The sequence below is a fragment of the Pseudomonas fluorescens Q2-87 genome, assembly GCF_000281895.1.
GTDB classification, from domain to species: Bacteria; Pseudomonadota; Gammaproteobacteria; order Pseudomonadales; family Pseudomonadaceae; genus Aquipseudomonas; species Aquipseudomonas fluorescens_S.
This window is the reverse complement of the sequence record NZ_CM001558.1, coordinates 865,543-877,852: the sequence shown is the minus strand read 5'-3', so window position 1 is coordinate 877,852 and position 12,310 is coordinate 865,543. Positions and strand designations below refer to the sequence as shown.

Here is a 12,310-nt window from a genome sequence, read left to right as displayed (position 1 = left end):
CCTTCAGGATTTAGCTTCAGACAGGCTGGAGATGTCGGCATCCTTGGCCGTAGGTTCCTTGAGTACCACACGCTTGATCGGGCCAACGATGACCAGGTAGCTGAACACTGCTACCAACGCGTTGCAGCCCACGAACACCAGTGCCCACTTGAACGAACCGGTGGCGCTGATGATGTAGCCGATGACGATTGGCGTGGTGATCGATGCCAGGTTACCAAAGGTGTTGAACAGGCCGCCGCTCAAACCGGCGATCTGTTTAGGCGACGTGTCGGACACCACGGCCCAACCCAGCGCGCCCACGCCTTTGCCGAAGAAGGCCAGGGCCATGAAGCCCACCACCATCCATTCGATGTCCACGTAGTTGCACGCCACGATGCTGCTGGAAACCAGCAGGCCGGCGATGATCGGCGCCTTGCGGGCAAAGGTCAGCGAGTGGCCTTTGCGCAGCAGGTAGTCGGAAATGACCCCGCCGAGTACACCACCGATGAAACCGCAGATGGCCGGCAAGGACGCGATGAAGCCGGCCTTGAGGATAGTCATGCCGCGTTCCTGCACCAGGTACACCGGGAACCAGGTCAGGAAGAAGTAAGTGATGCCGTTGATGCAGTATTGACCCAGGTAAACACCGAGCATCATACGGTTGGTCAGCAGTTGACGGATGTAATCCCACTTCGGACCGTCGGCTTTCTTTTCCTTGCCCTTGTCCTGGTCCATATCGACCATCGCGCCGTTGGCGGCGATGTGATTGAACTCGGCTTCGTTGATCATCGGGTGCTGGCGCGGGCTATGGATCACCTTCAGCCAGATCAGCGAGAACACGATGCCGATCACGCCCATGACGATGAACACGTGCTGCCAGCCGAAGCGGTAGACGATCCAACCCATCAGCGGTGCGAACAACACGGTGGCGAAATACTGCGCCGAGTTGAAGATCGCCGAAGCGGTGCCGCGTTCTGCGGTGGGAAACCAGGCGGCGACGATGCGTGCGTTGCCCGGGAAGGATGGCGCTTCGGCCAGCCCAACCAGAAAGCGCAGCATGAACAGCGCAACCACGGCCGTGGACATGCCGAATTCACCGACATAGCCTTGCAGCACGGTGAACAGCGACCAGGTGAAAATGCTCAGGGCATAGATTTTTTTCGACCCGAAACGGTCGAGCAGCCAGCCGCCAGGAATCTGCCCGGCCACGTAGGCCCAGCCGAAAGCGGAGAAGATATAACCGAGGGTAACGGCGTCGATGCCGAGGTCTTTTTGCAGGCTGGAGCCTGCGATGGCGATGGTGGCACGGTCAGCGTAGTTGATCGTCGTCACCAGAAACAGCATGAGCAGGATCAAATAGCGGACGTGAGTCGGCTTGGTCGCTTGCATGTAAATGTACTCCCACTATTTATTTTTATGCGGGTCAGCAGATTGTGTCGCCAAGGCAGGATGTCCTGCCCTGGCGGTGCCGCACTTACGATCCGATGTAAGAAGTTTTCACCACGGTGTAGAACTCTTGCGCATAGCGACCTTGCTCGCGCGAACCATAGGACGAACCTTTGCGCCCACCGAACGGCACGTGGTAATCCACGCCGGCAGTCGGCAGGTTGACCATCACCATGCCCGCTTGGGAGTGGCGCTTGAAGTGGTTGGCATATTTCAACGAGGTGGTCGCGATACCGGCTGACAAACCGAACTCGGTGTCGTTGGCCATCGCCAGCGCCGCCTCGTAGTCAGCCACGCGCACGACGTTGGCCACCGGGCCGAAGATTTCTTCGCGGCTGATGCGCATCGAAGCTTCACTGTCGGCAAACAACGTCGGCGCCAGGAAGTAACCTTCGGTGTCACACGTCACCACGCCGCCACCGCTGACCAGCCGCGCACCTTCGCTCTGGCCGATGTCGATGTATTTCAAGTCCTGGTTGAGCTGGGCTTCGGAGACGACCGGGCCGATATCGGTGCCAGCCTTCAAGGCATGGCCAACCTTGATCGACTGCATGCGCTCGGCCATGGCCGCGACGAACTTGTCGTGGATACCCGCGGTAACGATCAGGCGGCTCGAAGCCGTGCAACGCTGGCCGGTGGAGTAGAACGCGCTCTGCACCGCCAGTTCGACGGCCTGCTTGAGGTCGGCGTCGTCGAGGATGATCTGCGGGTTCTTGCCGCCCATCTCCAGTTGCACCTTGGCCTGGCGCGCCACGCAGTTGACCGCGATCTGGCGACCCACACCCACGGAACCGGTGAAGCTGATGCCGTCGACTTTCGGGCTGTTGACCAGGACTTCACCGACCACACGGCCGCTGCCCATCACCAGGTTGAACGCACCGGCCGGGAAGCCAGCGCGGGAAATGATCTCGGCCAAAGCCCAGGCGCAGCCAGGCACCAGCTCGGCGGGCTTGATCACCACGCAGTTGCCGTAGGCCAGGGCCGGGGCAATCTTCCACGCAGGGATAGCGATCGGGAAGTTCCACGGGGTGATCAGGCCGACCACACCCAGGGCTTCACGAGTGACTTCGACATTGACGCCCGGACGCACCGACGGCACGTAATCGCCGGACAGGCGCAGGCACTCGCCAGCGAAGAATTTGAAAATATTACCGGCGCGGGTCACTTCGCCGATGGCCTCAGGCAGGGTCTTGCCCTCTTCCCGGGCCAGCAGTTGGCCGAGTTCTTCGCGGCGGGCGAGGATCTCGCTGCCGACTTTGTCCAGCGCGTCGTGACGGGCCTGGATGCCCGAGGTCGACCAGGCCGGGAAAGCGGCGCGGGCGGCTTCGATGGCGGCGTTGACTTGCGCTGCGTCAGCCTTGGCGTATTCACCGATGACATCGGACAAGTCAGACGGGTTGATGTTGGTGCAATAGTCGGCACCGGCCACCCACTGACCGTTGATGTAGTTATCGAAACGCTTTGCATCTGCCACGGATGCTTCTCCTCAAATAAAGTCGTTACAAACAGCCTTACGCAAAAAGCCGCTGATCGCTCAGCGGCCTTGCCGGGTCTGTTACTGCTTGCCTTGCTTGTCGATCAGCGCGGCCAGTGCTTCGTATTCTTCTGGCAGCAAGTCGGTCAATGGCGTGCGCACAGGACCTGCGTCATAGCCAACGATCTTCGCGCCGGCCTTGACGATGCTCACGGCGTAACCGGCCTTGCGGTTGCGGATGTCCAGGTAAGGCAGGAAGAAGTCGTCGATGATCTTGCCGACGGTCTCGTGATCGTCGCGGGCAATGGCGTGGTAGAAGTCCATCGCGGTTTTCGGGATGAAGTTGAACACCGCCGAGGAGTAGACCGGTACGCCCAGGGCCTTGTAGGCCGCGGCATAGACTTCAGCGGTCGGCAGGCCGCCCAGGTAGCTGAAACGGTCGCCGAGGCGACGACGGATCGACACCATCAGTTCGATATCGCCCAGGCCATCTTTGTAACCGATCAGGTTCGGGCAGCGCTCGGCCAGTTGTTCCAGCAGGGTGGCGTTCAGGCGGCAAACGTTGCGGTTGTAGACCACGACGCCGATCTTCACCGATTTGCACACGGCTTCAACGTGGGCGGCAACCCCGTCCTGGCTGGCTTCGGTCAGGTAGTGCGGCAGCAGCAACAGGCCCTTGGCACCCAGGCGCTCGGCTTCTTGAGCATATTCGATGGCCTGGCGGGTGGCACCGCCGACACCGGCAAGGATTGGCACGCTGGTAGCGCAGGTATCGACAGCGGTCTTGATGACTTGCGAGTACTCGCTGGCAGCCAGGGAGAAGAATTCACCGGTGCCGCCCGCTGCGAACAATGCAGAGGCGCCATACGGGGCCAGCCACTCGAGGCGCTTGATATAGCTGTCGCGATTGAAATCGCCTTGGGCAGTGAAATCGGTGACCGGGAACGACAGCAGGCCAGACGAGAGGATGGACTTCAGTTCTTGTGGATTCATTATTCGAACACCCTGGACGCAAATGTTGTGTTGTAAGAAATGGTTCAGCTTCACGAGAAGTTGTAGGTCATCGTACAACTTAAAATATGAACGTCAACTGCATTTCGTCTTTTGTCGCGTGCCGGGGCTGGGGTATTTGTTGCGAAGCCTTATAAATCGGGGCTCTGAGAGAAATTGGAAGAGTGATGAAACTTGCCGACCGAGCACCAGCACCGCTCATCGCCACTGTCAACTCTGCCAGTAGGCGTCGTCAGGGCAACGGGGCATAACCCAGACATGGCCGTGCCATGCCCGGCTGTAGTCCTTTTTTCAACCTTTAAGTGAGTCGCCCGTCCGCAACGAGCAGGGCCGCCTCACAAGGAGTGACATCATGGCGAAGACGTTTGCGAAACCGACGCTCAAGGATTTTCCAGCCAGCGGGGAAGTCACGCTCAGCCTGTCAAAGACAAAGACGTTAACCGTGAAAATTCCGGATGCAGCTTTCCACCCGTACTCGAACGCCCAACTGACTGTGGGCGTCGGCTCGACGCCTCCAACTTCGGTAGGCGCGTTTACATCTCTGACCGAAGGCGAGGAAGGTACGCCACGCAAGGGGGTGACAGTGACGTTAACCAATGCCGACTTGACAGCTTACGCCGGCCAATTGGTCGAGCTTCGTTACAAGGTTAGTTATGAGAGCGGCCGGGACAACGATATATCCGAGCCGCAAATGTTGCGGATCAGCGCGTAGGACTGGCGCCTACTATTGGTCAGACAGGCACACCGATAGAAAACCGGACACCCCTCCCCTGTGGCGAGGGAGCTTGCTCCCGCTTGAGTGCGAAACACTCACTCATAAAAAGGGGGCCGCTTCGCAGCCCAGCGGGAGCAAGCTCCCTCGCCACAGAGGGCAGCGAAGCATCTTAGCCCTGCGCTTGCGCTTCTTCATGAGCCTGGCGCAGCCGTTCGCGGCTGTTGGTCAGGTGCAAACGCATAGCCGCACGGGCCGCCTCGGAGTCCTGGCGGGCGATGGCGTCGTAGATCTCCTCGTGCTCGCGGCTCAGGCGGTTCATGTAGCGCTGCTGGTCATCGTGGGCCAGGCGCGCGGAGTTCACCCGGGTACGCGGAATGATGCTGGTACCCAGGTGAGTCATGATGTCGGTGAAATAGCGGTTGCCGGTGGACAGGGCGATTTCCAGGTGGAAGGCGAAGTCCGAGGCCACCGCATCGCTGGCGTGGGCGGCGCTTTCGCTCAAGGCGTCGAGGGCGGCGCGCATGGTGGCCAGTTGCTCGTCGCTGCGACGCTGCGCTGCCAGCCCGGCAGACTCCACTTCCAGGCTGATGCGCAACTCCAGGATCGCCAGAACGTCACGCAAGGTGACCACTGTGGCCGGGTCGATACGAAAACCGCTCGGGCTGGGTGTATCCAGCACGAAGGTGCCGATGCCATGGCGGGTTTCCACCTGGCCGGCCGCCTGCAAACGAGAAATCGCCTCGCGCACCACGGTGCGGCTGACGCCATGGGCTTCCATGATCGCCGACTCGGTGGGCAATTTATCGCCGCGCTTGAGCAAGCCGTCGCGAATCTGCTCGGTCAGCACCGTCACCAGCTCCTGCGCCAGGCTGCGGCGCTTGCGGGGAAGGCGTGGTACGTCGATCGGGTTTTCCATGTGTCTGTGTCTCGGCAAGCGGCTGAATGGCACCATCATAGCGCAACGTGGTTGTACGATCACCGGGGGCGCGGCGGCCCCATTATCTGTGATTGGCAGATAGACCGGGTTGTCATCATCGCGAGCAAGCTCGCTCTCCCATTGAATCGGTTGTGCACACCAGCCTCAGATTCATCCCAAACCCTTGTGGGAGCGAGCTTGCTCGCGATGGCGGTGGGTCAGTCACACAATCTCAACGGACCTACCGCTTTCGCGAGCAAGCCCGCTCCCACAGGTTTTACGGTGTTCAAGCAACCACGGTGTGCTCCACCAGTTGGCCATTTTCGATACGTACATGTCGTGGATGGAAACGTTTCAAACTGCTTCGATGGCCGACACTGACAATGCTCAGGCCGGGCAACTGCTCGATCAGCGCCTGGTACAACGTCGCCTCATCTTCTTCGTCCATCGCCGACGTGGCTTCGTCCATGTACAACCAGAGCGGTGCATAAAGCAAGGCGCGGGCAAAGGCCAGGCGTTGTTGCTCGCCCGGCGAGAGCATGCGTTGCCAGTGGTTGCTTTCGTCCAGCCGCGCGATCAGGTGCGGCAAGCGGCAAGTTTCCAGCACTTGCTCATAACGTTCGTTGGGATAGATGTCGCCGGGCTGTGGATAACTCAGCACCTCCCGCAGGCTGCCAATCGGTAGATAAGGCTTTTGTGGGAGGAACAGGTAACGCGCCGCTGGCAACACAATGCTGCCATGCCCGGTGGGCCACAGGTGCCCCATCGCTCGCAGCAAAGTGGATTTACCACTGCCGGAACGGCCGCTGAGCATCACTCGCTCGCCGGCCTCGACGATCATGTCGGCGTTGCCAAGCAGATGGCGGCCATCGCTCAAGCCCAGCCCCAGGTTGTGGACCTTCAATTCACTGCCCTGGTTTTGCACGTCGATGGCCGGCACCCGCGCTTCGTTGTCACTCATGGCCTGACGGAAACTCAGCAGACGGTCACAGGTGGCGCGCCACGCGGCCAAGTCGGAGTAGGCGCTGATGAACCAGCTGAAGTTCTCCTGCACATTGCCGAACGCCGAGTTGATCTGCATGAGCTCGCCCAGTTGGATCTTGCCGGCGAAGTAGCGCGGCGCGGCGACGATGAATGGGAAGATGATCGCGATTTGGCCGTAGCCGGAGGTGAAGAAGGTCAGGCGCTTGGACACTCGCATGATGTCCCAGAAGTTATGCCAGACCAGGCCGAAACGCCCGCTCAGGCGACGGTTCTCGTTGGGCTCGCCGTTGTACAGCGCAATGCTCTCGGCGTTTTCACGCACCCGCACCATGGAAAAACGCAGGTCGGCTTCGAAACGTTGCTGGTTGTTGTTCAGGCCGATCAGGCGCCGGCCGATCAGATGCGTCAGCCAACTGCCCACCGCCGCATACACCAGCGCGCACCAGAACATGTAGCCGGGGATGGTGTAGCCAAACACTTCGATGCTGCCCGACACCCCCCACAAGATGATCGAGAACGACACCAGGCTGACCACGGTACGCAGCAGCCCCAACCCCAGGCTCAAGGTATTGGTGGTGAAGCTGTTGAGGTCTTCGGAAATGCGCTGGTCCGGGTTGTCGGTATAGCCGCCCTGCTCCAGGCGGTAGTAATTCTTGTCATTGAGCCAACGGGCGAAATGCTGCTCGGTGAGCCAGGCCCGCCAGCGGATGGTGAGCATCTGCGTAAGGTACAAGCGGTACACTGCACCCAGGATCGCCACCGCCGCGATGCCACAGAAATACAGGATCAACTGCCAGAACGCCGCGCTGTTTTTCTCTTGCAGGGCGTTGTAGAAATCCTTGTACCAACTGTTGATCCACACCGAAATCGCCACGCTGAACAGCGACAGCGCGATGACGGCGATCAACAGCGTCCAGGCCTTGCCCTTCTCCTCACTGCGCCAGTATGGCGTGGTCATTTGCCAGACACGGCGGAAAAACTGCCCGCGCACTGCGTCATTGACCGCGGAATATTCAGCGTTCTGATTCATGGTTAAGGCTCAATAGAGAAAGGAACTCGGGCCGATCATAGTGCAACGGCCCGATTTATCGCGAGGGTGGACAACATTTGTTCAGCGCAGGTTCAGCGACGCACGGGACGTTTCTGCAATTTGCGCTGCAAGGTGCGGCGGTGCATGCCCAAGGCGCGGGCTGTGGCGGAGATATTGCCTTCGTGCTCCGTCAGTACCCGCTGGATGTGCTCCCACTGCAGGCGATCCACCGACATGGGGTTTTCCGGCACCAGGGTGTCGAGGTCGGCGTGCTCGGATAACAGCGCCGCCAGTACATCATCGGCGTCCGCCGGTTTGCACAAGTAGTTGCAGGCGCCGCGCTTGATGGCTTCGACGGCGGTGGCGATGCTCGAATAGCCGGTGAGGATCACCACGCGCATTTCCGGGTCCAGTTCCAGCAACTTGGGCAGCAGCACCAGGCCCGAGTCACCGTCCATTTTCAGGTCCAGGGCAGCGTAGTCCGGCAGGTCGGCCTGTGCGATGGTCAGGCCCTCTTCGGCGGAACCTGCGGTACTCACCCGAAAGCCACGACGGGACATGGCCCGGGCCATGACGCGAGTGAATGTGGCGTCGTCATCTACCAGCAACAGGTGCGGCAGCTCTTCGCCGTCGACTTGGATCTCGTCACTCATGTTTCGTCTCCTCGGTCGGCATGGGGCAGGCGCAGCTCGGTGAGCGTGCCGCCTTCCTCATGGGGGTAGAGTTTCACCGAGCCGCCGGCGCGTGTCACGCTGGCTTTGCTCAAGAACAGGCCCAGGCCGAAGCCTTTGCCCTTAGTGGTATAGAACGGCTTGCCGATCTGCTCGGCAATCGCCAGCGGCACACCCGCGCCGTGGTCGCGAATGCAAATGGTCAGCTCGTAGGCGTTCCAGTCCAGCGCCACTTCCAGGCCTTCGGGGCAGGCGTCGGCGGCGTTGTTGAGCAGGTTCAGCAGCGCCTGGGTCAAGTCCGGCGGCGGCGCCATGCGCGGCACCGGACCCTGGCCCAGGCGCTGGAAGCGATAACTGGCTTCCGGGCGCATCAGGTGCCAGCGGTTAAGGGCCTCGTCGAGCCAATCGGTAACGTCTTGCATGTCGATGGCCAGTCGGCGATTGGCCTCGGCGGCACGCACCAGGTATTGGAGGGTTTCCTTGCAGAGTTGGACCTGATCCTGCAACACACTGAGGTCCTCTTGCAGCGCCGGGTCATGGTGATCCTGGCGCATCTCCTTGAGCAACACACTCATGGTCGCCAGCGGCGTGCCCAATTCATGGGCGGCGCCGGCGGCCTGGGTTGCCACGGCCAGCAACTGCTCGTCCCGCAGGCCCTCTTCACGGCGGATGGCCCGCAGTTCCTCCTGGCGGCGCAACTCCTCGGCCATGCGCGCGGCAAAAAACGTGATGACCGCCGCCGCCAGGGCGAAGCTCAGCCACATGCCGTAGATCTGCAGGTTTTCCCGGGCGATGGGGAACGTTTCCAGCGGGTAGAACCGCGCCAGCAACAGCGTGTACAGCGCCAGGGCGATGCCGGAAAGGATCAGCGAGAACCGCCACGGCAAGGTCACTGCAGCGATGGTCAGCGGCACCAGGTAATAGGACACGAAAGGGTTGGTCGAGCCGCCGGAGAAATACAGCAGCGCGCTGTGGATAAACAGGTCGCAGGCCAGTTGCACGGCATATTCGAGCTCGGTTACCGGCCATGAGGTGCGCAGGCGAATGGCGGTCAGCGCGCATAGTACCGAGGAAAAAGCCAGGGTGATCGCCAGTTGCAGCCAGGGCAGCGGCAGCAGATCGAACCAATAGGCGAGCCCCACGGACCCAGCCTGGGCCCCCAGGACCAGAATGCGGATAAACGTCAGGCGCCAAAGGTTCTGGCGAGAGGCAGAAGTCATTTGCAAAGGGGCGAGCATGAGCTCTCCTGATGAGCGCTCCAGGCGGATCGCACGGAGTATAACCAAGCCGCGGGTTGCAGAGGCGGATATGCGGCAAAGCGCCACAGCCTCGAAATGACACACGGCCCCGTGCCTCATTATCTGTATAGAAGTTGTAACTGTGCGAACCGGACCATAAAAGCTAGAGTCTTACCGTTTACGCAGGCTCGGACAAAACCCCTGCGCACCATCCCAAGGAGCTTTCATGCACATGTTCAGTCGTCACGCCGCCCTGCTCGCTTTCAGCCTCGGCACCGTCGCCAGCCTGCCGGCCCTGGCCGCCGATGATCTTCATTACAACCAGATTTCCCTGCGCGCCGATGCCAGCCAGGAAGTGGCCCGCGACCTGATGATCGTCACCCTCTACACTGAGGAGCAAAACACCGACCCGGCCAAACTCGCCGCCACCGTCAGCACCACGCTGAACAAAGCCATCGGCCAGGCCAAGGAAGTGAAGGACATCACCCTGCGCCAGGGCAGCCGCAACAGCTATCCGATCTACGACAACAAGGGCCAGAAAATCACCGGCTGGCGTGAACGCGCCGAACTGCGACTGGAAAGCGCCGACTTCGCCGCCCTGTCCAAACTCACCGGCGAATTGCTCACCGACATGAAAATGGGCGGCATGGACTTCGCCATCTCCACCGCCACCCGTCAAACCAGCGAAGACGCCCTGCTCAAAGACGCCGTCAACGCCTTCAAGGCCCGCGCCCAACTGGCCACCGAGGCTTTGGGCGGCAAGGGTTACAAGATCGTCAGCCTGAACCTCAACACCAATGGTTATCCACAACCTTTCATGCGCGCACCGACAATGATGATGAAAGGCGGCTCCATGGACGCTGAATCCGTGACGCCGGACGTGGAAGCGGGTACCAGCAAGGTGAGCATGACGGCGGATGGGGCGATTGAGGTTTTGATGCAGTGATGATGGGCAGTGGATCAGCCAGTTTTTTGGCTGGCTGAACACTGACTTGAAGCGACAAAGCCCCTTGTGGCGAGGGAGCTTGCTCCCGCTGGGCTGCGCAGCAGACCCAAACCCTGGCGCCTCGGTGTGTCAGATAAATGCAGTCGCTGCTGTTGGGGCCGCTTCGCGCCCCAGCGGGAGCAAGCTCCCTCGCCACGGGGGTTAGGTGTTCGACGAGACGGAGGCGTATTGCTTCAACCGGTGAATCGGGTACATCCAAAAGAACCAGGCCGGCTATCAGGCCGCCTTCGCGAGCAGGCTCACTCCCACAATGGATCGGTGTACGACCGGGAGAAATAGGTCGGCAATAAGACCGCCTTCGCGGGCAAGCCCGCTCCCACAGTTGGCTCGGAGTACGACACAGGAGACAGGCCGGCTATAAGGCCGCCTCGCCAATGCTTTTGATTTTGGGGCCCCGTTAACCACGCTGGCCGAACGCAGGTATTGTGAAGTGGGCATCCCGGCATGGATGCCGGGATAGCTGCGCTGGGCCATGGATGGCCCTTCGCAGCGGGCCCACGGAGCAATGCCGGAGTGAGGGCATGCCGAGCCCTAGCGAGGCACCAAGTGGTGGGGCAAGCCTTTTTTGCTTACTTTTTTTGGCGTCTGAAAAAAAGTGAGTCGCCGTAAGGGCGAAACCCTAAGTCGCCGTTACCGCAGCAATGGATATACACACCGCCCACAGAACATAATCAGGCTACCAGACCGCCATCGCGAGCAGGCTCGCTCCCACAATGGATCGGTGTACGACCCGAAGAAATAGGTCGGCTATAAGGCCGCCTTCGCGGGCAAGCCCGCTCCCACAGTTGGATCGGAGTACGACACAGGAGACAGGCCGGCTATAAGGCCGCCTCGCCAATGCTTTTGATTTTGGGGCCCCGTTAACCACGCTGGCCGAACGCAGGCATTGTGGAGTGGGCATCCCGGCATGGATGCCGGGATAGCCGCGTTGGGTCATGGATGACCCTTCGCGGCGGGCCCACGGAGCAATGCCGGAGTGAAGGCATGCCGAGCCCAGGCGAGGCACCAAGTGGTGGGGCAAGCCTTTTTTGCTTACTTTTTTTGGCGTCTGAAAAAAAGTGAGTCGCCGTAAGGGCGAAACCCTAAGTCGCCGTTACCGCAGCAATGGATATACATACCGCCCACAGAACATAAGCAGGCTACCAGACCGCCATCGCGAGCAGGCTCGCTCCCACAATGGATCGGTGTACGACCGGGAGAAATAGGTCGGCAATAAGACCGCCTTCGCGGGCAAGCCCGCTCCCACAGTTGGATCGGAGTACGACACAGGAGACAGGCCGGCTATAAGGCCGCCTCGCCAATGCTTTTGATTTTGGGGCCCCGTTAACCACGCTGGCCGAACGCAGGCATTGTGGAGTGGGCCCACGAAGCAATGCCGGAGTGAGGGCATGCCGAGCCCAGGCGAGGCACCAAGTGGTGGGGCAAGCCTTTTTTGCTTACTTTTTTTGGCGTCTGAAAAAAAAGTGAGTCGCCGTAAGGGCGAACCCCTAAGTCGCCGTTACCGCAGCAATGGATATACATACCGCCCACAGAACATAATCAGGCTACCAGACCGCCATCGCGAGCAGGCTCGCTCCCACAATGGATCGGTGTACGACCGGAAGAAATAGGTCGGCAATAAGACCGCCTTAGCGGGCAAGCCCGCTCCCACAGTTGGATCGGGGTAAAGCTGCGGAAATCAGGTTGGAGGTCAGGCCGCTTTCGCGAACAAGCCCGCACAATTGGATCGAAGCACAGCCTCGTAAAGCGGCCTATGCCCAAACCCAACGGTCCCCCTCACTTTTCGATATTTCCAACACCCCCACCCACAACGCTACTCTCCTGAAAACCTCACCACCCT

Annotated in this window: 9 protein-coding genes; 2 read left to right on the top strand and 7 right to left on the bottom strand. The window is 60.4% G+C overall.

The features are described from left to right. Nucleotides 1–3 precede the first annotated feature (3 nt). The 3 genes from PFLQ2_RS23695 to kdgD form a co-directional block, all read right to left on the bottom strand. Complete coding sequence (locus tag PFLQ2_RS23695) at nt 4–1,368, bottom strand: MFS transporter (RefSeq protein WP_003177968.1); 1,365 nt, start codon at nt 1,366–1,368, stop codon at nt 4–6. An 85-nt stretch (nt 1,369–1,453) separates the two neighbouring features. Then, nucleotides 1,454–2,899: an aldehyde dehydrogenase family protein gene (locus PFLQ2_RS23700; protein WP_003177966.1), complete on the bottom strand. Its 1,446-nt coding sequence runs from the start codon at nt 2,897–2,899 to the stop codon at nt 1,454–1,456. 81 nt (nt 2,900–2,980) lie between these two features. Further along, complete coding sequence (gene kdgD, locus PFLQ2_RS23705; protein WP_003177964.1) at nt 2,981–3,892, bottom strand: 5-dehydro-4-deoxyglucarate dehydratase; 912 nt, start codon at nt 3,890–3,892, stop codon at nt 2,981–2,983. A 370-nt stretch (nt 3,893–4,262) separates the two neighbouring features. Here kdgD and PFLQ2_RS27525 point away from each other — a divergent pair, with 370 nt between their 5' ends. Further along, nucleotides 4,263–4,622 (top strand): hypothetical protein, encoded by a 360-nt coding sequence (locus tag PFLQ2_RS27525; RefSeq protein ID WP_033045909.1) that lies wholly within the window; start codon nt 4,263–4,265, stop codon nt 4,620–4,622. 172 nt (nt 4,623–4,794) lie between these two features. Here PFLQ2_RS27525 and PFLQ2_RS23710 read toward each other — a convergent pair whose 3' ends face one another. The 4 genes from PFLQ2_RS23710 to PFLQ2_RS23725 all read right to left on the bottom strand — a co-directional run bounded on the left by PFLQ2_RS23710 (nt 4,795) and on the right by PFLQ2_RS23725 (nt 9,464). Continuing rightward, nucleotides 4,795–5,541 carry a FadR/GntR family transcriptional regulator gene (locus tag PFLQ2_RS23710; protein ID WP_003177961.1) on the bottom strand — a complete coding sequence of 249 codons (747 nt, stop codon included), beginning with the start codon at nt 5,539–5,541 and terminating at the stop codon, nt 4,795–4,797. Nucleotides 5,542–5,827: 286 nt separating this feature from the next. Then, on the bottom strand, nt 5,828–7,555 hold the full coding sequence (locus PFLQ2_RS23715) for an ABC transporter ATP-binding protein/permease (RefSeq protein ID WP_003177959.1): 1,728 nt from the start codon (nt 7,553–7,555) through the stop codon (nt 5,828–5,830). Between the two features lie 92 nt (nt 7,556–7,647). Next, nucleotides 7,648–8,208, bottom strand: coding sequence for a response regulator transcription factor (locus PFLQ2_RS23720; RefSeq protein ID WP_003177957.1), 561 nt, complete (start codon nt 8,206–8,208; stop codon nt 7,648–7,650). Then, entirely contained in the window at nt 8,205–9,464 is a 1,260-nt protein-coding gene (locus PFLQ2_RS23725; protein ID WP_003177955.1) for an ATP-binding protein, read from the bottom strand. The genes PFLQ2_RS23720 and PFLQ2_RS23725 overlap by 4 nt, the downstream gene beginning before the upstream one ends. A gap of 226 nt (nt 9,465–9,690) precedes the next feature. Here PFLQ2_RS23725 and PFLQ2_RS23730 point away from each other — a divergent pair, with 226 nt between their 5' ends. Next, entirely contained in the window at nt 9,691–10,410 is a 720-nt protein-coding gene (locus PFLQ2_RS23730; protein WP_003177953.1) for an SIMPL domain-containing protein, read from the top strand. Nucleotides 10,411–12,310 lie beyond the last annotated feature (1,900 nt).

What these genes read in the sequence shown, in the direction of transcription:
- kdgD (WP_003177964.1), bottom strand. Translation starts at nt 3,892, where the DNA reads ATGAATCCACAAGAACTGAAGTCCATCCTCTCGTCTGGCCTGCTGTCG.
- PFLQ2_RS23725 (WP_003177955.1), bottom strand. Translation starts at nt 9,464, where the DNA reads ATGCTCGCCCCTTTGCAAATGACTTCTGCCTCTCGCCAGAACCTTTGG.
- PFLQ2_RS23720 (WP_003177957.1), bottom strand. Translation starts at nt 8,208, where the DNA reads ATGAGTGACGAGATCCAAGTCGACGGCGAAGAGCTGCCGCACCTGTTG.
- PFLQ2_RS23710 (WP_003177961.1), bottom strand. Translation starts at nt 5,541, where the DNA reads ATGGAAAACCCGATCGACGTACCACGCCTTCCCCGCAAGCGCCGCAGC.
- PFLQ2_RS23695 (WP_003177968.1), bottom strand. Translation starts at nt 1,368, where the DNA reads ATGCAAGCGACCAAGCCGACTCACGTCCGCTATTTGATCCTGCTCATG.
- PFLQ2_RS27525 (WP_033045909.1), top strand. Translation starts at nt 4,263, where the DNA reads ATGGCGAAGACGTTTGCGAAACCGACGCTCAAGGATTTTCCAGCCAGC.
- PFLQ2_RS23715 (WP_003177959.1), bottom strand. Translation starts at nt 7,555, where the DNA reads ATGAATCAGAACGCTGAATATTCCGCGGTCAATGACGCAGTGCGCGGG.
- PFLQ2_RS23730 (WP_003177953.1), top strand. Translation starts at nt 9,691, where the DNA reads ATGCACATGTTCAGTCGTCACGCCGCCCTGCTCGCTTTCAGCCTCGGC.